Genomic DNA, 25642 nt, shown 5'->3' with positions numbered 1-25642 from the left:
AAGATCGGATATCCTCAGCTTTCAAGTACTAGTATAAACAAACCCAACATCATTAATCGTCCAGACCGGACGACTTCAATAAAGGTTCAACTTTTTCTGACATCCTCGTGAAAATCAAGCAAACAGCCCGATCGAGTCATTGCTTCATTCTTATATCTGTGTTATTGACGAGGGTGCATCCTTTCATGACAGCGGATATAAAAAACTCTCGTCCCCTAATAGGACGAGAGCTTGAAAGCAGTATTCATGACTAATCTTCCATCGCCGTGAATTGGAACAAATAGGCTTGCTCATAAGCAAATTGCAGATGATCGGCCACGTTCCGATACCAGACGGGGACCGGAGACAGCTCCACGAATTGTTCCGGAATCATGCGACGGATGGATACTTTGAAGCCCTCCCGGAAAAAAGCCCCGGCAATATCATCAAGCGTATGCTCCTGCATGGGAACTGCGGAATGGGCATTGATTCGTTCCTTGATCAACGGGAAGCTTGGATTATTGGGATAATCCGCATAGGTGGCGTAATAGACGCCTCCCGGCTTTAATGCCTGCTTCATCTTGCGCGCATGATCTTGAAGATCAGGAAGCAAATACATGACCGCCAAGCTAAATGCAACATCAAATCGCTGCTCGAATTGCTCCGGGCTTGACGTTAGCACGTATTGAATCGGCAACTCCCCTCTCCGGCGATTCGCCAGCTCGATAGAGCGGCTTGCCAGATCAGTGCCGATCGCCTCCTTGAATGGCCGAAGCTCATAGAGCAGCCGCAGAAATCCGCCTTGGTTGCAGCCAAAATCAAGCACGCTGCAATCTCGCAAATCCTTTTCGGGAATAAAACGAAGCACTCGCTTCCAATGCGGCAAATGAGAATCCTCCATGCTCTGATCCCCTTCCTGCCACCACTCATCATAATAGGTTTCCTCTTTTATCATCTTTCTCCTCCTTAGCGGCTATTAGTGAGGGCTTGCTTGCCGCCGCTTCCGCGCTGTGCCCTGGCTTCCATAACGATAAGCCGATACAACCGGCAATAATCAACAATCCTCCTGTAATCGTCGCGGCATCCGGTGTTTCGCCCCACAACAGATAACCGAACATCGCATTCAGCATTAGACCGAAATAACTGACCACCTGGACCACGATGGCACTTTCATGCGTAAAAGCTTTGGTTAAGAACAATTGCCCGATTAACGAGACAATGCCGATCAGCAGCAGCAGCGCAACTTCTCTCCAATTGGGCGATACATAATGTTTCATCATGAATGGAATCGCCACGAGCATGGAGGTAACTGTAAAATAAAAAACAATCTCATAAGCCGAATGCTTTTTGCTTAAATACCGGATCGAGATGCTGGCCGCTGCTGAGAACAACGCGCTTAGCAGACCGACAATAGCGAAAACGGAATAACTGGAATAGGCATTCGGCTTCAGCAAGATGAAGGCGCCAAGAAAGACGACAAGCAGCAGCCAAATAGAGTTGCGGGATATTTTTTCTTTCAGAAATAAAGCTGAAAGCACGATCACAAAAATTGGCGCCAATTGAGCTAATATACTTGCATCGGTCAAAGGCAATTTGGCGAGCGTATAGAAGAAAGCCAGCATATACAGCCCGCCCATCATTCCGCGGAAAGCCAGCATTGGAACTCCCTTTCTGGAAAAGGCGATTCGTTGCTGACGCATCATCGCGACGATCAGTAACGTCCCTATTAATCCGCGGTAAAAAGCGATTTCGGCGGAGGGTATCGTTGCGCTAGCCTCCTTGACGAGCACATTCATTACACTGAACACAAAAGCAGACAGCAAAGCCATCAGAACACCATTTTTCATGGGAACCTCTTTCATCCTTGCAGAAGGATCTGCTTATTTTCTGCTGTTTTATCTGGCTTTGATATCCAGAACATCCCGCAATCCGTCGCTAATCAGATTACAGGCGAGTACAACCAACAGAATAGCTAGCCCGGGAAAAATCATCAACTCAGGCGCGGTCTGGAAGTAAGGTCGTCCGTCGCTAAGCATCGCTCCCCATTCCGGCGAAGGCGGTTGTGCGCCTAACCCCAGATAGGATAGCGCCGAGATCAGCAATATCGTCTTGCCTACATCCGCCGCTGCCATAATCGCAATCGGCGCATACATCTGTCGGAGCAGATGCCTCCTAACAATGGTCCACTTCCCGCTGCCGGATACGATAGATGCTAATATATATTCCTTCTCCCGTTCTGCAAGCGCAATTCCTCGCACCAATCGGGCATATCCAATCCACTTCACGATCGCAATTGCGAGGATCACATTCGTCAAGCCAGGACCAAGAAAACCGGCAACAGCAATGGCTAGCAAAAACTCCGGCAATGCTCCAGCACCATCTGCCAACCGCATTAGCAAGGAATCAAGGCGTCTATTAGCGAAGCCTGCGACAAGTCCGACCGGCACGCCGATGACAATAATTGTCGCACTGGCAACAAGCGACAATCCGAGCGTCGTAGAAGTCCCCGCCATTAGCCTGGAGAATACACAGCGGCCTAGATGATCTGTCCCGAGCGGATAGGTCAAGCTCGGCGGAAGCAGCCTGTCTGACATCTGTATTAAGAGCGGACCGTTAAGAATTAGCCACGGACTGAGCAAGGCAAGCAACAATACGATAACTCCGATAACCAGACCAGCGCACAGCATAGGACTCCGAAGCGTCGTGCGCCATAGCGCTCTTCGTTCCAATGCCAATGGCGGCCCTTCCTGCTGAACCACTTGTTTCAAGATCCTCTCCTCCCTCCAAGCCGTATACGGGGATCGAGTATTCCAAGGCCGATATCCGACAGCCAATTGGCAAGTCCAATACATACACCTGTAAGCAGAATATAGCCTTGAATAACCGGGTAGTTGCGCTGTGTAATCGCTTCCATCGCCATGCTGCCAAGACCCGGCCAGCCAAACAGCGATTCCGTAACAACAGAGCCTGCCATCAGCGCTCCCATGCTCATTCCCATTAGGGAAACCACAGGCAATAATGCGGCTCTTAGCGCATGTCTAGCCATTACACTCCACTCCCTGATCCCTCTGGCTCTGGCTGCACGAATATATTCCTGCGACAAGGTGTCCAGCATGCCTGCTCGAAGCAGGCGGATATATTCTGGCGCCATTACAAAACCAAGTGTGACCGAAGGAAGTATCAAATGGCTGATGCTGCCGCCGCCCATCATCGGCAGCCAGTTCAACTGATAAGAAAAGAGATAAATAAGCAGCAGCCCTAGCCAGAAGCTGGGGATGGATGAGCCTAACAAAGCGAACAAGCGGCTCATATAGTCGGGGAATCGATCCTGATATTTGGCTGCCAGCATGCCAAGCGGGAGCGCAAGAATCAGCAGAGCTGTAATGGAGCCCGCCATTAGTATGACTGTTGCGGGCAACCGTTCGACTAGTAGATTCCACACATCCCTGTTCGACGTGTAGGATTGGCCCAAATCCAGCTTAACAACGCCAGCCAGCCATTCTCCATACTGCTGATAGAGCGGCATATCAAGACCCAGTTGTTCCCGAACCAGACGAGTGTCCTCCTCCGTTACGGCACCTTCATGCGCTTTCAGGATGGTTAATACTGGATCTCCCGGTGCGAGCTTCATAAGAATAAAGGTAACCAGACTTAAGACGATTAACATCATCACGAGCTGAAGCAGCCTGAGCGCAGCATGCGTCAGCATTTCACTGTACGTCCAGCTTATTGGTTACAAGGTAGAACTCTTCGGCACCCGGACGCCAGTTCATAATTCTGTTATGAACGCCGACCAATATATTCGGATGAATAATAAAGGAGTGCACCCTTGCTTCGTTGATCACTTGAACCGCCTGTTGCGTTAATTGGCTGCGTTTCTGAACATCACCCGTTGAATTCAGCTCCATCAGAATGGGCTCCAGGTTGTCCACTTGAACATTGGCGGCGTTGTAGGAGCCTCCAGGCAGATAGGCGGAATTCAGAAACGAACCGCCGTCTCCGCGCGGCGACGTCAAGTAGCTTGACGTGGATAGGTCCCAATCGGAATGATCCTTGATATAGACATCCGGATACTCGACGGCTCTGATCTCAATGGTTACACCTGCCTTTGCGGCTTCAGATTGAACAAGTAATGGAATAAGGGGGAGCTCGGGATTAATACCCGAGAATGCGATAAGCTTCAGTACAAGCAGCTTGCCATCCTTCTCCAGCTTCCCATCTCCATTCTTCTTGTAGCCTGCGCTCTCCAAGAGTTTTTGCGCCTCTGCCTGATCGAGCTGCTGTACGCCCCCATCGTTGCCGAACGGAAGCGTTTTGTTGAAGGGCCCATTGGCGGGCAGTGCATGTCCTAGCATGATGTCCTTTACGATTGTGTCCCGGTCGATCAGCATATCGATTGCTCTCCTGACCCTTATATCCGAGACGCTGGCGCTTTTGGGGTTATAGGTGAAATAATGTGTGCGAAGGCTCGTCACAGACTGAACCGACAACTGTTGGTCTGATTCAATAGTTCCCAAGGCTTCCGGCGCCAAATGATAAACGATATCCGCTTGCTTCGACTGGAAGGCAAGCGTCCTGACATTGGCATCCCCGTTAAACAGAAATTTCACCGCGCTCAGCTTGGCTATACCGTCCCAATAGCCGTCATACCTGTCCAATGTTATTTCTTGACCGGGAATGAATTGAATGACTTGGAACGGCCCCGTACCGACTGGCGCTTTGTTGAATGCTTCCTTCCCTAGCTTATTCTCGGCGGCAACACTAATAATGCTTGCTGTCGGATGGACCAGCTCCGTCGGAAAGGCGGGATGAGGTTCTTTCGTCGTAAAAGTCAGCTCTTGTCCGTTCGCCTCCATCGATTGAAGCTTCAATCCGGCCGATAGCGCTTCGCTATCCTTCATTCCTCTCTCGAAGGAAGCCTTGACAGCAGCTGCGTCAAGCTTTGTTCCATCTTGAAAGGTAATACCCTCGCGAATCGTAAAGCTCCATGTCCGCTCATCCTTTGCCTCCCAGGCAGATGCAAGCCATGGCGATACTTCCATTTTCTCGTTAAGCCGAACTAGCGTCTCGGTCACTCCAGCTCTTAATGCAATCCACTCGTTATGGGGGTCCATTGATTCATTCGGCAAGCTGTGGATGATTGTCACTTTTTTATCGGTGTCCGTTTTGGCCGATTGATCTGTGTCTTTCGCACATCCAGCAAGCAGCGCTGATAAGCATATTGCGAGTATCCATAACCGCTTCATATCGCGATATAACGGTTGTCTGTGCATAGCTAGCCCTCCGACTTTGTCGATTATTTAATGCCATTAATTAATGTAGCTAATTATCTAAATGCTCCTATTTGACACCTTAAGCGTCAGCAGAATCGCCTCCGCTTGTTCTTCAGAGTGATCCTTCAGCAGATCGGGATGTACCTGATCCGCCCCCGCCTCTTGTATGAAGGAAGTCAGCTTGCTTTCAAACCGATTAATGAGTACATGCGCATGCGGCATATTCAAGCCAAGCCGTTGTCCCACCGCGTGAAGCATCTTCAATCGTTTGTAATCTTCATAAGGAATTCGGGGGATCGTCCAATACCCGTTCTTGATTGCGGCTTGCTGATAGGAAATAGCGGAAAAATCCGCATATTTGCCCTGACTGTCAGGCTCTGAGAAGGGATCGATTAAGATGGCGGAATAGCGGATGTATAGCAGATATTGTTGCTGGATCGGGTCCATATCCGGGAAGTTCTCTATATCTGAGCGCGATAACGTCGTTTCATGAACAGGATAGTTGTCGTCATTCAGAAATTGCAGCAGGTTCAGCGGCTGCACGCCGAGTCCACGAAGCAAACTCGATATCTCCTTCCATAACAGCACCATACTGCGAATCGTATGCTGCGTAATCGGACCTTCAGGATACAACTTATACAAGTACTTGCGGGAAGGATGGCGGCCAAAAACTTCGTTCAACGAAAAGTCGTTCATGAATAGAGGCGGATGAACGTAGGTTGTAATGCTTCTGCACTCCGCTTCCAGCGGATTGTAGGTGATCTCGCATTGGACATGACGGGATTCGAGCAATTCCTTAACTAGAAGAAGCGATGGGCTGGCTACGCGGTTGGATGATACGGTCACTTTTCGCTTAAGTCCATTCACTACTGACTTCAATACCGTTGCTTGATTGGAGGGAAACCTAGATGAAGCATAATAAGTGGAACAGCTTATAATTTCAATCTTAGCTGCCAGAGAGCCAAGCGAGCTTTGGACAAGAAGATTGGAACCAATTCCGGGAGAGAGAAGAATAATCGTCTTCAGTCGTGGTAGCGCTTCCAGGTTCAAGCTTCGAATGACTTCCATATAGCTGTCTCCTGGCGTACAGAGAACAAGTGTATGCCATAGGTCCTCGATGCTATCATAACCGTTGTAAAAACGATTCAGTTGCACTTCTCCTGACAGATGCCTTGCCCTTGGCACCTGAATATCGACAGAAATCATATCGTCCTGCTCGCTTAGCTCCTGGTGGATTCGATTGGCATGCGCGCCTTCTCGATTTAACAAACCTATCCATGCAGAGCGCTGGCTCCAGTCTATCGCCGCATGAATGCCGGCAGGTCCTGCGCCGATGACAAGCGTATTACCGAAGGGGGTGGTCAACAACGGATTCATAGCTGTGTCGCCTCCATCTCTCTAGCTCCTTTTCGTTGTAGCATAACGGTGTCGTAGATTCGTTTGCTCTGGATTATGGGAGTAATCTCCCATTCATCAGAGGGATCCAACTCCAATGGGAAATTAAAAATCGACTTCACACCATTCCCATATCTTAAAATGATTTTTGTGTCCATGCCGGCTGCTTCCTTCAATTCCCTGAGAAGCTCAAGCTTGTTGCCCACAAGTGAAGCGATTACAACATGCGTTGCTTTTTCGAGGAAGAATATGCCGTCTTGATAGCTGCCGGAGAACGTAAGCTTAGCCTGCAGTCCAGCCGCTTCAGCCACTCTTCGCCCCAGTGCCACGGCCTCTTCATCCGTATCCAGACAAAACACTTCCGCACCGGTTTCCTTTGCCATCGTCAATGCGGATACTGGAAAAGCGCCGGAGCCGATGAACAGAATCCGTGAAGCGGCTTCCATGCCGAACAGCTTCAGCTCTTGCTTGACCGTTGCCGCCAGCAGCGACAAGTATTCGCTTACATTCTTCTTCTGTTCAAGCACTTGACAGGATTGATACTTTTCCAGTCGGCACAACGCTTGATTGGAAGCAGAACGAAGCAATTCTCCATGCTGCCGAATCTCTTCACGGTCTCCCCATTCCCCCCACAGCGCTTCGCTCTCATCTGATGTCATAAAGCTGCATAACGCATCGAGCTTTAATTGCAGCAACTCATAACATTCCGAGCATTCTTCCGAATAAGCCTTCAATCGATGAATCTCATATTCGAAGGATTGCAAGGCAAGCAACAGGGCATATTTCTGCTTCAAACAACTTCCCTCCATTTCATATGAATTTTCGTCAAAATTGTAAAAAAAACCATATTACACTCGAAATTATACAGCATTTGTATGAAGCTGAAATGACTCGAAAGAGTCATTTCATACCACGCAAAAAAGTCCGATTTACCTTTTACAGGTAAATACGGACCTTCTACATCTATACGTAGGATGATGTCTATTTAAAAATGTGCAGCGGAAATGAGCAGCCGGGTATAGGGATGGCGCTCCTTGTCCCACATCTCGTCCTTGGCGAATACATCCAACAAGCGACCGTCCTTCATCACCATAATTCGATCGCTTATTTGTTCGATTACGGCAATATCATGGGAAACAAAGAGATAAGACATGCCCAGCTCTCTCTGCAATTGCTTCAGCAGATGCAGAATCTGGGATTGAATCGTAACATCCAGGCTGGTCGTCGATTCGTCGCATACGAGCAGCTTCGGCCGAAGACTGATGCCTCTGGCAATCGCGACCCGCTGTCGCTGTCCTCCGCTCAGTTCATGAGGATAACAATCCAGATGTTTGGGTTCCAGCTCGACCATCTCGAACAAGCGGGCAGCGGTATCCTGCCTCGAACCTCTCACATCTGACAGAAACGACGGAATGGCTTCCGGGAAGTTGTCCAGCGGCTCCATGACGGAGCGCCAGACTGGCAACCGGTCATTCAGCGAAGCCGTAGGGTCCTGGAAGACAGCCTGAATCCACCGTCGCTGCTCACGCAGCTCTTTCCCGCTCAGCCTGTGAAGGGATGTCCCATGCAGCAGAACATCTCCTTGATCGGGCTGCTCCAAGGCAAGCAGCAGTCTGGCTACGGTGCTTTTGCCGCAGCCGCTTTCCCCTGCTAGCCCCAGGCACTCTCCCTCATCAATATGAAAGGAAACGTCTTGCACAGCTTCCACTTTCCCCTTGCTTCCGGCATGATAGGACTTGCACAGCCGATCAACGGTTAGTACGGCATTCATGATTCGTTTCCTGCCTCCTTGCCTACTCTCGCATAATTACATACAAATTGGAATTTGCTAGATGCTTACCAGAAATGAGGAGGGACTTCGAGCTTCGGACAAGCTTCCAGCAACTGCTTCGTATACGGATGCCTGGGCTGCTCCCGAATTTGCATCGGCTCTCCCAGCTCCACGATCCGCCCCTCCTTCATAACCGCGACACGGCTCGCTCGCTTCATGACATGACGCAAATCATGAGAGATAAATAAGATTGCGCAGCCGGTCAGCCTCTGAAGGTCTGTCATAAGCTGCAGCACACGCTCGCCCGTAATGACGTCAAGCGCCGTAGTCGGCTCATCGGCAATGACCAGCGCGGGCTCCAGCATGAGGGCCGCAGCAATTGCTGCCCGCTGCCGTTGTCCTCCGCTGATCTGGAACGGATAGCTGGCGTACACGCGCTCCGCCGGCAATGCTGCTTGATCAAGCCAGGACAGCACCAGCTCTTTGGCAGCCCGTCTGGAGAGCCTCCGGTGAGTCCGTATCATCTCCGATAATTGGCTGCCGATTGTCAAAAACGGAGTAAAGCTGCCTTGGTAATTTTGAAAGATCCAGCCAATGCCTGTCCCTCTCAATCGCGTTCGCTGCTTCTCCGGCCATAACAGGATATCCTCGCCTTGAAACTGAATGCTTCCGCTTGTTACTCGCATGGATTGGGGCAGCAGTCCTGCAACTGCGCTTGCGGTAACGCTCTTCCCGCTGCCGCTCTCACCTACGAGCGCCAGTGTCTCACCCTTGGCAATGGAAAAGGATACCTCATGAATAAGCGGAACAATCAGCTTATGTTGATGAACAGAGATGTTCAGACGTTCTATCCTTAAGACTTGCTCTGCGGCATGACCCGCAAGGTTCGATGGATGCACTTGATCAGGTTGAGTCCAATCTGTAGGCACAAGCTTGGAAGTCAAACGTGCAGTCATGTCCATTCCCCTCCGTCTCATCAATAGGCATTCACCCTCTATCGCTCTGTTCCGATGTAAATATCGACATGATTCCCCTTGGTTCTTCCAGTTTATATGATTTCTCGGGTTTATAGTAGATGAAATTAAAAAAAGCCGCCTGAAAGGCAGCTTTTATTCCTCTACTCCTGTACAACCTCCACCGGCACAGGTTTGCCAGCTTCGATCAATCGTTTGTTGACGACGAAGAACGCCGTCAATACGAGCATGAGCAGCCCCGTACCAATAAGCAGCCATTCGATCTGAATCACATCGGCTAGCGGACCGAAGATCAGCATTCCTAGCGGCATCATGGAGGTCGAGATCATGCCGAACACGCCGAAGATACGGCCAAGATAATTGGGATCGACCTTCTCTTGCAGCATGACGGTTGTCGGTGTGTTGAAGATCGGCATCGCCACGCCGAACACTGCCATAAACGCCAAGTAGATCCAGAACAACGGAGCCATGCCGAGCGCTACGGTGCATACCGCCATAATGACACTGGCGATTGTCATCGTGTACACCTTATTTTTGAAGCCGCCCCACGAGGCGATGATTCCCCCGCCTGCCATCATGCCAATTGAAAACGCAATTTCAATTGCCGTCAGTCGCCACACTTCATCTCCGAAGGTGCGCGCTGTCTGCAACGGGGTCAGGAATGCGGCAGGCGCCATCAGGACAAAGAAAAACGCAAAAAAGATAAAGAAGGTTTTCAGAAAGGCATGCTGACCGATATAGCGAAGTCCTTCCTTGAAATCGTCCAGATAGCCTGTTTGCTGGGCTTCGGTTGCCTTCTTATGCAATGGAATTTTGAGAAAGAAAAACAAGGTAGAGATAGCGATAGCCGCTGTCACCACATCGATAAATAAAATGGCTTCGACCGATGCCGCTGACATAAGGCCCGCACTAACGATTGGAGCGACGAACATGATGATCGCTTGGATGCTTCCATTTATGCCATTCACTCTGATCAGCTTATCTTGCGGTACAATTTGCGGAAGGATCGCCCCTACTGCAGGTGTCTGTATCCCCGCTCCGAGTGCCCGTACAGCTGCAATGACGAAGAACAACCACATTGCTTCATAACCTAGCATAAACGTAATGGCAAGAATAAGCGTAACAGCTGCTATCATTCCGTCTGCAATCATAATGAGATTTTTCCGATTGAAGCGGTCCGCCCATACGCCTGCGAATGGAGAAAGCAAAAAGGTTGGTATAAATCCGCAAATGATGTACAGCGTCATCATAATGCCGGACTGCGTTGTCAGCGTAATGTACCACATGATCGCATATTGCACCAAAGCGGACCCGAATAGCGAGAGCGTCTGGCCGCTTAAAAATAAAATAATATTTCTCTTCCAATGGTTCTGTTTATATTCTTCCGTCTTCGACATCGTATATGTACCCTTTCCGTTTTATCTCATTCCGTTCATTGAGACCTATTCCACGATTATACCCAACAGTATCTTGCCTATACGACAGCTGCTTGGTTGTCCTCCCCTCTGAACTCCAACATGTTAACTTTATCACGAAATGAAGCCGAATATTTCTTCTTATTTGCTAATTATTTGCGAAGTTCTCTCCGCAGCATCAGATCGTTGAAAGGCAACCTCGATTCGCGATAGTTAATGACAATAATTATTGGCATTAACTAATAGGAGCAGGAGCATTGACTTGCCATCCTGAGCTGTCTTCCGTTCCGTTCCGTTTCGATTCCCAGAAGCTGCATTAGCCATGCCTGCTGCTGGGACACAATACTAGAATAAATCCCAATCTATATCAAGAAGATAAAGGGATAATTTCTTTGAGAAGCCCTTCCTTGCATTGGAATTTGAATGAGGATGAGACACGAGTGTTAACTTGTTTGAGTGGAGAAAAGCTAGTAGATTTGTGACTGGTGTAAGCAGGAGGGGTTGCGGTCATTATGACTCATACGAAGGTTTCTTTCCATAAAGGCCGAGGCCCGAGGGATATGCTTATCCCTCGGTCAGATCGGCATGGAGATCGCTTGCGACCTCAACCATCTTGGGTACTACCGCTTCGTTCGAGACGGCGACGTACAAATCGCCCATATAATGGCGGAACGGAATCTTGGCGTCGCCATAGCTCCACATGAAGAAATCTCCGTCTATCGTCATCGTGCTATCTGGTCCCTTTACTGTAAAAGACGCAGCATATTCAAAGTCCGGCTTGGATGCAAAATATTGTTTGCATTCCTCCAGCGTAATGACCTGTTCCTCTGCCTGTTCTTGAAAGGAGCGGGTGATGCGAAATCGTTGGCTCATGGTTATGCCTCCAGTTCATCTTGATTGATTGGCTACCTCATCATCACTATTAGAAATTATAAATATAATGCGACGAAATCCAATAGTCAAGCCCGCTCCTGCAAATACAAAAAAGCCACTGATTTGAGCTTGCAAACCGGTGGCATCGTTCATTATATAAGCTGCGATTACTCAAACCCGACAATCCGATGAGGAACATACGGTTCCTCAAGCGAGGCCACTTCCTCTGCCGTCAGCTTAAGGGAAAGCGCATCTACCGCATCTTCCAGATGCGAGATTGCGGTAGCGCCGATAATCGGCGCGGTAACTGGCGCCTTCTGCAGCAGCCATGCCAGCGCTACTTGAACGCGAGGCACGCCGCGCTGCTCTGCTATTGCAGCGACCCGCTCCACAATTAGCCGGTCTGTGTCCGCAGTTGCATCATATTTGGACCGCTGTACCTGATCCGTCTCAGAACGATGCGTGGCTTCCGACCAGTCTCGTGTCAATCTGCCAGAGGCGAGCGGACTATAGGGAATGACCCCGATCTTTTCTTCTCTGCACAGCGGGAGCATCTCTCTTTCCTCTTCGCGATAGAGCAGATTCAGATGATTTTGCATAGAGACGAATCGGGTCCAGCCATTGCGCTCTGCTACATACAGCGCCTTCTGGAATTGCCAGGCATACATCGCCGATGCGCCGATGTATCTGGCTTTCCCCGCTTTCACCACATCATGAAGAGCTTCCATTGTCTCTTCGATCGGAGTGAGATAATCCCAACGGTGAATCTGATAGAGGTCTATATAATCGGTTCCGAGGCGTTTGAGACTTTTATCGACTTCGCTCATGATCGCTTTGCGGGACAGGCCTGCGCCATTGGGGCCAGGATGCATGCGAAAGTGAACCTTGGTCGCAATGACAATCTCATCCCGATTGGCGTAATCTTTTAATGCCCGGCCAACGATTTCCTCGCTCGTTCCATCTGAATACACATTTGCCGTATCGAAGAAATTGATGCCCAGCTCCAGTGCCTTTTTCAATATAGGCCTGCTTCTATCCTCATCAAGCACCCAAGGATGAATCCATCGTTCTGCTACGCCAAACCCCATACAGCCAAGACAAAGGCGAGATACATCCAGTCCGGTATTCCCAAGCTTCACATAGTCCATGCGATTACTCACTCCCTCAGCTCATCTTTATCCATAGTTTAACGTATGGAGCCAGCTAACAGTCAAGCTTTGATTAAGAGTGCCGTCTTTTCAGCATCATGAACCTTATTTCTTCAACGGATCGAGGCCTTGCGTTAAGCTCCTGTTAAGGGAACAGCAAAAAACCGCGCGAGGCGCGGTTTGGATTGTTGGCATATTCATTCATTTTGCTTACACTTTATATCCGAATGCTTTGGCTAATCGGCCTAAGCCGCCCAATAGCACTTTTTGCACAAATCTTGGCGGACCAGCAATATAGCCGTCCATAGACGCCCATGCAGCGCCAAGCCAAAGCGGATTGCGCGGGATGCCCTTCCGGTTCATCAGTCCCTCCGTCTCCAGCTTATGAATCAGCTCGAACATATGCCAGTGATTGCCGGGCGGACGTATTTCATGACGCATCACGAGCAATTGGTTATCTTCCTTCCAGAATTGATGAACCTGGCGGGGCCATATGGATACGATAGAACCGGGACCCGCAGCCATCACTTCTCCGTCTACCTTAAAGTGAATCGTCCCTTTCTCAATCATGAATCGCTCTGACAAAACCGGATGCCAATGAGGTCCGTTAATGGCCCCCTTCTGGGTCATGCGATGCTCCACCATCAAATACTCTCCCTCTTGATCCTTCCCCAATGCCTTGCAAATAATTGTGCGGCCGTCCGGATAGCGCAGCTCATTCTTTAGAGATTTTGATCCGGTCATCTCGCTCATCTCACCCCCACTGATCGATTAATTGCACCAGGAAATCCGCGAATGTCGGAGCATACACATCTATTATTCCGTTCATCAAATCATATTGCATAACGTTGAACTCATTATGATCATTGACGGATGAAGTATCGAAAAAGTACAGTTCATCCGAATCCGGCACATATAGGTCCAGCCTGTCCGGAAACGCCTTGACCCAGTCCTCGTCCTCTATATTCAGCCGATGGATATAGAGCAAGTCGCTATCATTGATATCTCGATGCTCGGGAGGCCCAAGCGAAAGGATCTCTCCGCCGTCCAGCCGCCCGTTGCCGTAATTCCGCAGCCACCAGCAATAAGAAGGCGGCAGGGCAAATCCCAGCTCCGCTTCCGCTTCGGTGATCCAGCTCTCTTCAACGCCGTGTCCATGATGCCATTTGATCCATTTCGTGCGTTCCAGCTTCTCTGCCAATTGCTCATACATACGTACAAAGCAGCCCCCTTCGCAAACTATTATTCTCTTATTCTACCCAATCGTTTCCATAGGTTCAAATCCGCAACGGTTAGAAATGGAATAGAAGCGATATCTTCGGAGGCGCCGGCTTCAATCATTGTCATTCCTGTCTCTTTTCTTATGCTCCCGTTTTTTCTTCTCCTGGTCTTTCTTACGTTTCTTCTCTTCCTTCTCCCGCTCTTTCCTTTTCTTCTTTTCTTCCTTCTTTTTATCCTTATGGCCTTTGTTCCCGTCATCTGTTGCGGCAGAATCCTGCTTGACGGGAATCAACCCTTTCACGACAGGGAACGGAATGGACGACTGGTCTTGCAGCGCTTGGCTCATCAGTTCCTTGAACACAAGAGCGGCGGCCTTGGATGAAGTGGTCAAATAATGCTGGCTGTCCGGCTGATCATAGCCGAGCCAGACAGCCCCGACCAACTGTGGCGTATAGCCGACGAACCAATTGTCTCTTGCACCGCCTGCAACTCCTGGCATTTCGGTCGTACCGGTCTTGCCCGCGACCTCTCGTCCTGCGATCGCCGCTGCCTTGCCGCTGCCGTTCTCCACCACGCCTTGCAGCATAGCAGTCATCGTCTGGGCGACTTCGGGTGCTACGACTCTCGTTCCCTCGTCCTCCTTGCGTTCCGCAATGACCGTTCCGTCAGCTGACTCGATTCGCGAGATAGCATGGCTGCTTATGCGGTTCCCGTCATTGGCGAATGCACCATACGCTTCCGCCATATGCTGCGGAGACACGCCGTGCTTCATGCCGCCAAGTGCGAGACCAAGCGTCCGGTCCTCCGCTTCAAGCGGAATGCCGAATCGGGTCAAGGCATCGATGCCCTGATCGATGCCCAGCTCATTGAGCAGTTTCACAGCCGGAATATTGTACGACTGAATCAGCGCTTCATACAACGTGACCTTGCCGTGAAACCGGTTGTCTACGTTCCTCGGCTCATAGCTACCGAAGCGTACCGGCTCATCTGCGATACGGCTATCTGGCCGGAAGCCGTTCTCCAGCGCTAGTGTGTAGGATGCAAGCGGCTTAATCGTAGAACCCGGCTGCCTGCGCAGCTGCACGGCGCGATTGAAGCCGCGGAACGGCTGATTGCCTCTGCCGCCCACCGCTGCCTTGATCCCGCCAGTCTTCGGATCGATCAGAATGGCGCCCGCTTGAATAAGCTGATCTCCCATGCTTGCCGGGAACAGGCTGTCATTCTTGAATATATTCTCGGCAGCCTGCTGCATGCCGGGATCAAGCGTCGTGTAAATGCGAAGCCCCCCGTGCAGAACATCATTTTCCGTCAGGCCGTACTGGCTAATCGCCTCGCGAATGACCTGATCCGTATAATACGGATATTGAATGGAGTCCGCCCGGTTCGGCCTGGATTCGCGAAGCGTGAGCGCCTCTTTGATCGCTTGGTCATAGGCTTGCTCATCGAGGTAGCCTTGATTCTTGAGCAACGAAAGCACAACGTTACGGCGTTCGATCGCTTTCTCCGGCCGCTTGTACGGCGACAGCACCGAAGGCGCCTTCACCAGTCCCGCAAGCAATGCCGCTTCCGCTTCTGTCAGACTTCCGACGGATTTCCCGAAGTACACTTCCGCGGCACGTTTAACGCCCCACGCCCCTTCGCCAAAGTAGATTTGATTCAGATACATCGTTATGATCTGGTCCTTGTTGTATTGCTCCTCGATTTTTTGAGCGAGCAGCACCTCATTCCACTTGCGCTTCAGCGTTCTCTCATGGGACAGGAATACATTTTTCGCCAGCTGCTGCGTAATCGTACTGCCGCCCTGAACGGTCTGCCCTGCCGTTACGTTCTGCATGAGCGCCCTTCCGATGCCCCATATATCCATGCCTTCATGCTCATAGAAGCGCCTGTCCTCCACTGCCACAATCGCATTAATCATATGCTTCGGAATCTCCTCGAAGGCGACTGGCTCAATTTCATTCAACGAGATGATGACCGCTTCTTGTCCTTTATCATCGTATATAACGGTAGGCGCAGGCAGCGGCTCATCCAGCCGCGTCACATCCTGGGCTGAAACTAACATCCGAAGGCCAACCCAGCTAGAGGCGCCCAGCAGAAGCAGGACCACTCCAAGCAGCATTAGCCCTTTTTTCCATAACCCGATTCGTTTTTTCTTTTGTTTATCTTTTGATGCCTTACTCATTACTGCAGTCCCCCCCGCATTTCTTATCTTTATAGATAAACATTCGTAAGGGGGCGCCGATTTGAGTCGTTCGGCCTATCAAGCGGAGACATCCAATATTCCCATGTCTAGCCCTCAAAATTGGTATATAATAGAAATTAACCGCTAGCAGATCCTCCCTTGTTATGAGACGAAGTTGACTCTCGTTCTGGATCTGGAAAGCGGTTTTTTTGTGGAATCCGGTGGGCAATTCGGGGTATGGGGAGGGATGAAGGTTAATTGCAGGTCCAGTTAAGCTCAACCCGCAGTTCAAATTCGAAGGAGGTTATAAGATGAAGAAAATGATAGTTGTATTGTTGACTGTATTTTTTGCTTTTGCCGCGACAGCTTCAGCCGATGGCGGTTATCATGTCGTGAACCCAGCCGGTAACTATGACCTGAGAGCCGGTATACTATGTTTCTCCAGCACGCCATGCGATGTGACGATCAAGCTGCACTACGCCGATCCATACGGTCAGCCTGGCACGTTAGTCTATCAAACAACCAGGACGGTATCCGGTTCCTACACGGAGCTGAGAATTCCGGTCGGCTATTTGTCAGGCAACTATATTACCGACTTCACGTACAGCAGCTACAATTGCACGCTGGATAATGTCCATCTGATGCCTACTTCATACTCATAACTTGAATTGTTAAGGTTGAAGGGCCCTTCGACGACTTGTCGAAGGGCTTTCTGATTTTACTTTATCACCGGGAGCAGCTGTTCCTTAATCAAGGACCAGCGGTCGCGCGGATTCACCATAAAGGAGGATGAGATCGCAATAACCGTATGTTGCTCAGGCAAGCAGCAGATCACATTGCCCCCGTCGCCCATGGCCGAGAAGGATCGAAGGCCGTCTTCATGGCGCAGCCACCACAAATAACCGTATTGATTGGGATTCATCGCTATGGATTTCGCTACCCAGCTCTCTGGAATAATCTGCCGTTGAACCCGCTTGCCGCGATTCAGATACAATAGGCCGAACCTCGCCATATCGCGTGTCGTAAGGGTTAGCCCCCATCCGCCCGTCGAATAATGACCGGGATCATGAACCCAGCCTCTTACCTCTTGGCCGAACAGCTCGTCAAAGCCGTACGCCTTCATCGGGTAATTCGGAATCGACTGCATGCCGGCATGTCCAAGCAAATGCATGTTGGCAAATTCACGCGCGCTTTGACCCGTTGTCCGGGTAAGAATGGCTGATAGCAGATGAGCGCCAGCGGTACTATATTTGAAAGCTCCTATCTCTCCACCCTTGCCAAGCATATCCAATGTGTATCCAATCCAGTCGGGCTGCATGCACATTTGGTCCAGCGGCTCCTGCCAATCTGCAAAAGGATACGGTGCCGTCATCGTAAGCAGATGGCGGAGCGTAATGTTCTCCCGTTGTCCGTCGGCTTCCGATCCGGAAGGCGTATACTCGGGGAAGAAATCCAGAACTCTGGCATGTTCATTCGCAATATATCCTTTATCGATCGCAATGCCGATTAATGCAGACAGCACGCTCTTTGTAACCGAGGCAACATGATGCTTATCGCCGACGCCAAAGCCGTTATAATAGTTTTCATACGCAATAGAACCGTCTTTCACCGCCACAATGCCGGTAATATTGCTATATTCAGCTGCTATTAATTCATCCAATTGCAATAAACTAGCCGAGTTTCCCGCCTTTTGGAGGGATGTTTCCTTATAATCAGTCCACTCATTGTCAGGCATGTTACTCCCCCTATGCTGCGTACATTTACGTTGGAACGCCAAGTGCTGCTCCGTTACTTCTTCCTGACGGGAAAGTAAACCTCCGTCACATTATCCTCCGGGTCGGCTGTCTGCATGGGATCTGTCACATAGATGTCATAAGGCGAACTGATGACCTCGAACCCTTCGTGTTCGACCCATTCCCTTAACCTGGCAAGCACGGATGGCATCCCGGAATAGGAGCCCTTCAGTACGGACCTCGCGCATAAACCGCCTGGAAAGTCTCTCGTTCCGGTCACGATCTCCTTCACCGGTACTGCAAATTCGGTATCGTTGCCTGACGGGTTAAACTCCGGGCTGTGATAAATCGTCATTGGCGTACCTAACAGCGTCAGCTTGTCCTTCGCAATTTTCTCATAGAGCTTGCTGAAGAACAGCCCGTAACCAGCCGCATAATCTTCTCCTCTCATCCATTGGCGAGTACAAAGCAGATTCATCGGCCCCGTCTCCACCAGTTCAACTTCTATTCCGTCCAAATAAGCCATAATCGGAATTCCGCTATGGAGCCGGTCGGCATCCTTCCTCAACTGGTTCAAGGTGTAGGTGTAAGCCTTAATCTGTTGCTGCAGATCGCAGGCTTTACGCTGGAGAGCGGAGGCCAGCTTCTCGTCAGACTGGTCCGCTTCCCATTCCAGCATCGTTTTAATCTCGTCGAGCGAGAAGTGATACGATTTTAAGCGGTTGATGAACAGCATCGTTTTCAGCTGCAGAATAGAGTAATACCGGTAGCCGCTTTCCGGATTGATGACCTCGGGATGAATCAACCCCACCTCCGCATAATAGCGAAGCGTCTTTGTGGATACGCCGCATATTTTCGAGAACTCACCAATTGTGAGCATATGTCACCCCCCACTTTTCACTGATTTTAAGATCATGTTCCCGTTGAGCCAAGGCCTTGCTTAGCTCTTACTATGCGCCTTCCCCTAAGGGCAAAGTCAACGGCCATTTGAATACCGCCATACTATCCTGTGAAACGAAAAAAGCCGCGATTCACGCGGCTATTACGGTTAGTCCTCTTATATAATAAAATAATCCACTAGAAACATAACCGAGATGGCACTGGTTACAATCAGCAGGAGCCCGCCCAATTTATAACTTATCGTTGCTCCATAATTCCGTCGATGCTTTCGAGACAAGAGAACAGCCGGCAGCCAAAATAGAATCGCAGCGAAAAAAGGATAATGAAATCCGCTTTCTCCGTTAGAATAAACGTTTAGATTCAATAGCTGAAACAGGTAATGGCTGATGATAAAGCCATCTGCAAACTTGTAATTGAACAAGAAACCAAGCGCCAAAATGAACAACGCTACTGTACCAAGCCCGATTGTTTTTTGGTTTGCCATAGGATCATCCCCTCCACTCCCTGCATGTTATGTACAGTATAACAGATTGGAAATGGGATATTAAGGGTCACTGAGCAGGGAATTGTCTTCCATTATTTCAATACCGATGCGCTGAATATTTGCTGCAGCATCAGCGTTGCTGCGCCATAGAGCGAGCCCTTGTCTCCGAAGGATGCTGGGATGATGCGCTCCTGCCGGAACGGAAGCGGGAACGGAAAGGCTTCGATCGCCTCCTTCACCTGGCTCATGAAACGTGGCGATCCGTTCATCCATCCTTCAATGATCATCACCTCAGGGCTGACGAAGTTGCCTGCGCTCGCCAGCATAAAGGTCGTCACATATTGCACCTTGTCAAAGATCGGCTTCAGCCATTCTTCGCCTGAATTGTAGCGCTCCAGCACTTCATCGAATGTAGCCGGGATTGGGACCTCCCGCTTCAAGGCCAGTGCTTGGCTTTTCTTCAATATATAAGGGCTTGTCAGCACAGTCTCGATACAGCCTACCGCTCCGCAGGTGCACTGCTCGCCGCCGGGATCGACCGGAATATGTCCAATCTCGCCGGCAGTGCCTTGATATCCCGCATAAATAGTAGAATCGATAATGATGCCTGAGCCGATACCTTCATTAATAGTCAAATAAACAATGTTGCTGATCCCCTTCGCCGCACCGGAATAAAACTCCGCAAAGGCAGCCGCGTTGGAGTCGTTCACCAGCTTCACAGGGATATTCGGATAGGAAGCCGCAATATGCGCTTTGACGTTGAACTGCTTCAATTGCAAGTAACGTGACACCAGCACAGTCTCGCCGCTTGAATCAATGATGCCCGGAGTCGAAACGCCAATTCCTTTAATTAGCGACGAATCGACGCCAGCTGCTTGCTGCATGCAGGAGCTAAGCGCTTCGTCGATTTGACCGGCGATCCGCTCATTGCCCTTCCCGATCTCCGTCCTGTACTCCGCAATGCAATCTCCATGCAAATTCATGATTGCGCATCGCAAATACTGATTGCCAAAGGACAAGCCAATGACGTAACCGCCGTCCTTGTTGATCTGAAGCGAGATCGCCCTTCTGCCTACACCGGTCGTCTGTTTCTCGCCCAGCTCTTCCACCAGCTTCAACTGAATCAGCTCTTCGATTAATGCGGATACCGTCGTAGCGCTCAGCTTTGTCATCGTCGTTAATTCCGCCCGCGTTCGCATGCCTTCGCGATGGAGCAGATTCAATATGGTCGCCATATTTATTTCTTTCATGAGCTGAAGATTGCCTTTCACCTGCACCCAAACCTATCCTTTCACCGACTGCATGTTTCCTATATTTTAGCATAATAGAGGGGCCAGACATAGCATATCCTCAGGAAAGGAGAGCCGGATTCGACTCCCCTTTCTTGCATCGAACTAAATATTATCCGCTTGCCGGATGGACAGATTTCGGTAGTTTTGCACCACATCCTGGACTTGTGCCGGTGTCAGAACTGTGTTTTTCGCATGATAAACCCAATCCACATCCATCTCATACGTTCTAGGTGTCGATGTGCCCATCAGCTGCTCCGCCATGAACCAGAGATTGAAGTTAATCGACATATTTGCTCTCGGATAATACTTGCCGCCATGTGTAGATAGCAGGCTGCCGTCTAAATAATATTTCACTTCACCGCCAGAGACGACCATCACCAGCGTATGCCAGCCCGTATAATTGCCTACATGCGCGGTATACAAATTGTCTTTGCTCCATGGATTATTGCTGTACGTATACCAGGATGTATTCCACATCGCCGGCTGCGGGACGCCCCATCCGCCGTTGGCCAGCAACTCGAAGTCAAGCTCGCTGTACAGCGGATCGTTGTCGTAGCGCAGCGGGGAGATTGTAAAGAACGTCTCCACTATGCCGTCGCCATCCGGCCCCGAGATAGGAGCATCAGTGAATCGTACTCTTGCCGCATAGGTTCCTTCTCTAAATTTCATGGAGGAGGTATAAATCTCCGACTGGCTTGTGCCCGCTCCTGTTCCATTCGTGCTGGCCTTAAGGCGCATAATCTTGTTGCTTGCGAGCGAGGCGTCGTCATGGAAAGAGATGTTGCTGGCAGACCAGGAAGCGCCAGCCGGACCAGGAGCTCCGACCCCTGTACGGATAACCCAGTTATGCAATCCGATATTAGAGTCGTAAGGGCCCGAATAATTGAAGTCATTGAACAGAGCATGCGTGACAACCGGAGGCGTAACGCCGCCCGAACCTTCGCCCCACACTTCTACCTCTACGTAATGATTGTAGATGTTGGCGCTGCTGCCGTTGGTATATAGCCGGACATATCTGGCATTGACAGCAGAGAAGTCAATGGTCTTCCCAGTGCTGCTCTCGCTGTATTCCGCATGGCTGCCGACGCCGAGTCCAGCGCTATTGTTGGTATCGTTGTTGAATACTGTCGTGACTCCACTGCTGAAGCTGGCGTCATTGGACAAGCGAACAATGACATCCCGGTATGTTCTGCCGTCCGCGAAGTAATGCCATACCTTCACCTGGGTAAGCGAATAGCTTTGTCCCAGGTCGATCTGTATCCATTGCAGATTCTCGGTCACGCCTACATGATTGTCGCTGCTTTTGTTGCCGTCCGTCACGAGAGAAGGACTTCCCGTGATCGGCTGGCTTGCCGTTACGGATTTGCCTGCTGCCAGATTGCTCGGCGCCGCATAGGATACCTCTTTGTAGATCGGTGTCCCAAGCAGCAGCAAGCTCATCACCAGCACCATCAGACTCCATTTCCTTACGCTTGATCGAGTGCTCCAACTTAACATTGCACAACCGCCTCTCAAAAGTGTAGGTAATACAACAGTTGAATCCACTTGCATCTGCGATTCGTGATGCCGTGCTCCTTAGCCCCTCTTACCTCTATCTCATGCAATCCCCCCTCTCGGAACAAGCAGCTCGGCCAGTGCCGTTAACGAATAATCTGAAGTGGAGCATAGCAGCGCCTTGCTTGCCTGCTCCGGCAGAGCCTCCGCGTCATAGGGATTGCGCAGTATGACCGCAAGCAGCGGCTTACGCTTCGCCAGCGCGCGAGCCAAATCCGCTTGCCCTTCGAATAGATGCCCATTAATCGTTCCCTGTATGACGGCATCAAAGTCTTCTGCTTGATCGGCGACCCGCTTCTGTTCGCCCGCATCCGGATTTTGCGACAGAGAGATCGCCGTCAACTGAATGCCTCGACTGGCCAACAGCCCGGCAAGCGGCAGCTGCTTATCATCGGAATTGTCGGCTTTGCTTTGTCTCTCCAGGTTCGGAACGACGAGCAAGTAACGCTTGTCCGTCTGTAAAGGAACCATCTGCTGCAGATCATCCGTCAGCTTCACGGTCTCCCTGGCGAGAACAAGGATGCGTTCCTTCCACTGTTCACGTGGCACCGGTGAAGCCGATGCGCGGTAAGAGGCCATTTTGGCATGCAGCTCATCGATTCTGGCCATGGATTCGTCGATCCGCTCCTCCGGGATAACCCCTTCCCTGACTGCCTTCACAATACCCGCCATGACCTCATCCTGGAATTGCGGCGTATGGCACATCAGAATCCTGTCATTGCCGGCCAAGACAGCCATAACCCCGATCTTGGCAGGCTCATAGTTGTTCTTGATCGCGCCCATCTCGATATCATCGGTACAGATGACACCTTGGAAGCCCAGCTTATTCCGCAGCAGCTCTGTAGCGAAATAATAGCTAAGCGAAGCCGGCAGTCCTTGCGATTCCGGAATAGCTGGGAACACGATATGAGCAAGCATCACGGAATCTACTCCAGCTTCAATCGCCTTCTGGAACGGAAGGAGCGGTCCCGCCAGCAGTTGATCCAGATCAAGCTCGCAGGTTTGCAGGTCGATATGGGAGTCTCCGCTAACTTGGCCGTGACCCGGGAAGTGCTTGGCTGTGCACGCCACTCCCGCTTCATGCATGCCTGCGATATAGGCAGCGCCCAACCTTGCAACCGTGCTCGGATCCTCGCCGAACGACCGGATGCCAACGACCGGATTATTAATGTTCGTATTCACATCGAGCACCGGTGCCCAGTTCATCGGAATGCCGACCGCATGCAATTGGCTGCCGATCAGCTTTCCTTGCTCATGGGCGATCCGTTCGTTGTCTGCCAGCCCGACAGCCCGATTGCTCGGCATATAGGGATAGAAGTCTTTCAGATTGGAGAGGCTTCCGCCTTCCTCGTCGATGGACAGATAGAATGGCTTCGGATTAGGCGTTGATGCTGACAATTGGATTGCAGACGCAATCCATTCCTTCAACTGTGCTTCGGATTCGATATTATGAGGAAAGATCCCCAGCCCGCCAAACGGATAAGCGCCGAATCTGTGCGATGTCTCTTCGTCTATATAAGGGCCGGGTACTCCGATTACGCACATCCTCGCAATCTTCTCTTCCAGGCTTAGTCTGGTATTGCTCTCCGATTGCGGACAGCTAGCGGCTGATTCCATACTCTCCATCCTTTCTCTATCTGTGTTGCTCTAAGATTCCCTTTACTTCACAGCGCCTGACGTTACACCCGCCACGATATGCCGCTGGAACATGATATACATGACAACGACCGGAATCATGGATAATAACAAGCCTGCGAACAGGGGTCCCCACTCTGTACGGAATTGCATTTCCGCCTGCATGACGGCTATACCGACCGGAACCGTGTACTTCGCAGGATCATTCACGAACACCGTGCCCATCAAATATTCATTCCACGTATTCAGCGCGTTCATAATGCCAATCGTAATGACGCCGGAACGCGCAAGGGGGAACATCACTTGAAAAAACGTCCGGTAATAACCGGCTCCGTCGATATAAGCAGCCTCCTCCAGCTCCCTCGGCAAAGACTTGAAGAAGCTGACCATGACGAATACGCTGAAAGGCAGCGCCCACGCCGTATACACAATAATGAGTCCGACAAGATTATTAATTAACCCCAGATCATTCAGCAGGAAAAATAACGGTACAAGCCCGAGTATCATAGGGATCATCATCGCTGATAAGTAGACATAGTACATGACCTGGCTGCCCTTGAATGCGAACCGAGCCAGTATATATGCCGTTGTCGCCGAAAGTACGATAGCCAGGAATGTGCTGGCTGCCGTAACGACGACCGAATTCATAAAGAAATCGTTGAAATGATACCGGTTCCATACATCCGTAAAGTTGCTCCACAGTAGTGGCAGTTTGGGCAGCGCCCAAGGTTTCTCCAGCATAAATTGCTTATTGTCCTTCAATGCGCCGAGTCCCGTCCATATGAGCGGGTACAATACCGCTGCTGTCCACAGCAGCAGAATCATTTGGGACAATATCGTTAAAGCTCGATGGCTTCGCTTGGTTGTGATCGGATTCATGGCCGCTTCCTCCTATGACAGTTGTGTCTCGTCACGGCGCAGCAACCGTTGAAGAACCAACGTAGTAATCAGTGATATCGCAAGAATAAACACGCCGATAGCTGAGGCATAACCCATATGGAATTGCTTAAAGCCCATCTGATACAGATAGGAGCCCATCACCTGCGTAGCATTATCAGGTCCGCCCTCCGTCATAATCCATACCATGACGAACGAACCGTTCAATGTCGTGATGGCAATATGAAGAATACTCACCTTGATTTGCTCCCATATCAGCGGTACCGTGATGGACCAGAACTGCCTGCCTTCCGATGCGCCATCGATCTCCGCAGCCTCATACAACGAAGTCGGAATGGTCAATATAGCTGCTACCAATAGCAGAAAATAAAAGCCGATCCCCGCCCAGATCGAAGGCCATAGGATAGACCAGAGCGCCGTATCGGCTTGACCGAGCCAAGGCGTCCTTACAGGCTCGTCGGTAAAGACCGAGAGCAGCGAATTCAAAATGCCGATGTTCGGATTATAGATAAATCTCCACAGCACCCCAATGACCACGACCGAGATAATATTGGGCATAAAAAAGACGATTCGATAAATCTTTGCTCCGCGAAGCTTGAAGCGTGTGACCGCTACTGCAAAAAAAGTTGCCAGCACCACAATGCCGATTACTTTGCCCGCGACAAGGAAATAGTCGTTCGTAATCGATTTCCACAAGATTGGATCCTTGAAAAGCTCCACGAAATTTTGAAGACCGATATACGTCATAAACTCCGAGCTTCCTGACCAGTCGAACAATGAGATGTACATGCCGCGCGCAATGGGATAGATGGTGAACATGGCGAAAAACAAAAAAGTAGGGATAAGGAACGACAGGATAAACCATTTTCTCTTGTTCGTATTGATCATTCTGACCCTTCCTTGTATCAGATTCGTG

24 protein-coding genes are annotated in these 25642 nt (G+C 50.3%); 1 reads left to right on the top strand and 23 read right to left on the bottom strand.

Annotation, left to right across the window (positions count from 1 at the left end; genetic code table 11):
- Window positions 1-250 precede the first annotated feature (250 nt).
- The 15 genes from AC0YNW_RS05635 to AC0YNW_RS05565 all read right to left on the bottom strand — a co-directional run bounded on the left by AC0YNW_RS05635 (window position 251) and on the right by AC0YNW_RS05565 (window position 16231).
- Window positions 251-934 (bottom strand): class I SAM-dependent methyltransferase, encoded by a 684-nt coding sequence (locus AC0YNW_RS05635; protein ID WP_475831084.1) that lies wholly within the window; start codon window positions 932-934, stop codon window positions 251-253.
- Window positions 909-1826: a DMT family transporter gene (locus AC0YNW_RS05630; RefSeq protein WP_387475307.1), complete on the bottom strand. Its 918-nt coding sequence runs from the start codon at window positions 1824-1826 to the stop codon at window positions 909-911. Before AC0YNW_RS05630 ends, AC0YNW_RS05635 begins: the two co-directional genes overlap by 26 nt.
- A gap of 48 nt (window positions 1827-1874) precedes the next feature.
- Window positions 1875-2666 (bottom strand): nickel transporter permease, encoded by a 792-nt coding sequence (gene nikC / locus AC0YNW_RS05625; RefSeq protein WP_475831273.1) that lies wholly within the window; start codon window positions 2664-2666, stop codon window positions 1875-1877.
- Window positions 2667-2743: 77 nt separating this feature from the next.
- Entirely contained in the window at window positions 2744-3688 is a 945-nt protein-coding gene (nikB, locus tag AC0YNW_RS05620) for a nickel ABC transporter permease (protein WP_475831083.1), read from the bottom strand.
- A gap of 1 nt (window position 3689) precedes the next feature.
- Window positions 3690-5252, bottom strand: coding sequence for a nickel ABC transporter substrate-binding protein (gene nikA, locus AC0YNW_RS05615; protein ID WP_475831082.1), 1563 nt, complete (start codon window positions 5250-5252; stop codon window positions 3690-3692).
- Between the two features lie 57 nt (window positions 5253-5309).
- Window positions 5310-6629 (bottom strand): opine metallophore biosynthesis dehydrogenase, encoded by a 1320-nt coding sequence (locus tag AC0YNW_RS05610; RefSeq protein ID WP_475831081.1) that lies wholly within the window; start codon window positions 6627-6629, stop codon window positions 5310-5312.
- The gene (locus AC0YNW_RS05605; protein WP_475831080.1) at window positions 6626-7441 is read right to left on the bottom strand and encodes an SAM-dependent methyltransferase; all 816 of its coding nucleotides are present in this window, start codon (window positions 7439-7441) and stop codon (window positions 6626-6628) included. The genes AC0YNW_RS05610 and AC0YNW_RS05605 overlap by 4 nt, the downstream gene beginning before the upstream one ends.
- Window positions 7442-7632: 191 nt before the next feature.
- On the bottom strand, window positions 7633-8418 hold the full coding sequence (locus tag AC0YNW_RS05600) for an ABC transporter ATP-binding protein (RefSeq protein ID WP_475831079.1): 786 nt from the start codon (window positions 8416-8418) through the stop codon (window positions 7633-7635).
- 65 nt (window positions 8419-8483) lie between these two features.
- Window positions 8484-9374 (bottom strand): ATP-binding cassette domain-containing protein, encoded by an 891-nt coding sequence (locus AC0YNW_RS05595; protein ID WP_475831078.1) that lies wholly within the window; start codon window positions 9372-9374, stop codon window positions 8484-8486.
- Between the two features lie 161 nt (window positions 9375-9535).
- Window positions 9536-10789: an MFS transporter gene (locus AC0YNW_RS05590; protein ID WP_475831077.1), complete on the bottom strand. Its 1254-nt coding sequence runs from the start codon at window positions 10787-10789 to the stop codon at window positions 9536-9538.
- A gap of 582 nt (window positions 10790-11371) precedes the next feature.
- Window positions 11372-11680, bottom strand: coding sequence for a hypothetical protein (locus AC0YNW_RS05585; protein ID WP_387475292.1), 309 nt, complete (start codon window positions 11678-11680; stop codon window positions 11372-11374).
- Window positions 11681-11847: 167 nt separating this feature from the next.
- Window positions 11848-12828: an aldo/keto reductase gene (locus AC0YNW_RS05580; protein WP_475831272.1), complete on the bottom strand. Its 981-nt coding sequence runs from the start codon at window positions 12826-12828 to the stop codon at window positions 11848-11850.
- Between the two features lie 210 nt (window positions 12829-13038).
- Window positions 13039-13572: a cupin domain-containing protein gene (locus AC0YNW_RS05575; protein ID WP_475831076.1), complete on the bottom strand. Its 534-nt coding sequence runs from the start codon at window positions 13570-13572 to the stop codon at window positions 13039-13041.
- Between the two features lie 10 nt (window positions 13573-13582).
- On the bottom strand, window positions 13583-14041 hold the full coding sequence (locus AC0YNW_RS05570; RefSeq protein WP_475831075.1) for an SMI1/KNR4 family protein: 459 nt from the start codon (window positions 14039-14041) through the stop codon (window positions 13583-13585).
- A gap of 120 nt (window positions 14042-14161) precedes the next feature.
- Window positions 14162-16231, bottom strand: a complete 2070-nt coding sequence (locus AC0YNW_RS05565) for a transglycosylase domain-containing protein (RefSeq protein ID WP_475831074.1) — start codon at window positions 16229-16231, stop codon at window positions 14162-14164.
- Window positions 16232-16542: 311 nt separating this feature from the next.
- Between AC0YNW_RS05565 and AC0YNW_RS05560 the strand changes: the two genes are divergently transcribed.
- Window positions 16543-16893 (top strand): hypothetical protein, encoded by a 351-nt coding sequence (locus AC0YNW_RS05560; protein ID WP_387475284.1) that lies wholly within the window; start codon window positions 16543-16545, stop codon window positions 16891-16893.
- Window positions 16894-16949: 56 nt separating this feature from the next.
- Here AC0YNW_RS05560 and AC0YNW_RS05555 read toward each other — a convergent pair whose 3' ends face one another.
- From AC0YNW_RS05555 to AC0YNW_RS05520, 8 genes are all read right to left on the bottom strand, one after another.
- Window positions 16950-17966, bottom strand: a complete 1017-nt coding sequence (locus tag AC0YNW_RS05555; protein ID WP_475831073.1) for a serine hydrolase domain-containing protein — start codon at window positions 17964-17966, stop codon at window positions 16950-16952.
- A gap of 53 nt (window positions 17967-18019) precedes the next feature.
- Window positions 18020-18844, bottom strand: a complete 825-nt coding sequence (locus AC0YNW_RS05550) for a MerR family transcriptional regulator (RefSeq protein WP_475831072.1) — start codon at window positions 18842-18844, stop codon at window positions 18020-18022.
- 177 nt (window positions 18845-19021) lie between these two features.
- The gene (locus tag AC0YNW_RS05545; protein WP_475831071.1) at window positions 19022-19348 is read right to left on the bottom strand and encodes a hypothetical protein; all 327 of its coding nucleotides are present in this window, start codon (window positions 19346-19348) and stop codon (window positions 19022-19024) included.
- 92 nt (window positions 19349-19440) lie between these two features.
- Window positions 19441-20625, bottom strand: coding sequence for an ROK family transcriptional regulator (locus AC0YNW_RS05540; RefSeq protein WP_475831070.1), 1185 nt, complete (start codon window positions 20623-20625; stop codon window positions 19441-19443).
- Between the two features lie 117 nt (window positions 20626-20742).
- Window positions 20743-22137 carry a galactose-binding domain-containing protein gene (locus tag AC0YNW_RS05535; RefSeq protein ID WP_475831069.1) on the bottom strand — a complete coding sequence of 465 codons (1395 nt, stop codon included), beginning with the start codon at window positions 22135-22137 and terminating at the stop codon, window positions 20743-20745.
- 99 nt (window positions 22138-22236) lie between these two features.
- Window positions 22237-23811: a beta-N-acetylhexosaminidase gene (nagZ, locus tag AC0YNW_RS05530; RefSeq protein WP_475831068.1), complete on the bottom strand. Its 1575-nt coding sequence runs from the start codon at window positions 23809-23811 to the stop codon at window positions 22237-22239.
- 42 nt (window positions 23812-23853) lie between these two features.
- Complete coding sequence (locus AC0YNW_RS05525) at window positions 23854-24708, bottom strand: carbohydrate ABC transporter permease (protein WP_387475272.1); 855 nt, start codon at window positions 24706-24708, stop codon at window positions 23854-23856.
- A gap of 12 nt (window positions 24709-24720) precedes the next feature.
- Window positions 24721-25614, bottom strand: coding sequence for a carbohydrate ABC transporter permease (locus AC0YNW_RS05520; RefSeq protein WP_387475270.1), 894 nt, complete (start codon window positions 25612-25614; stop codon window positions 24721-24723).
- Between the last annotated feature and the right edge of the window lie 28 nt (window positions 25615-25642).

It is taken from the genome of Paenibacillus sp. J31R120, from assembly GCF_056269225.1.
This window is presented reverse-complemented; position numbering and strand designations above follow the sequence as displayed.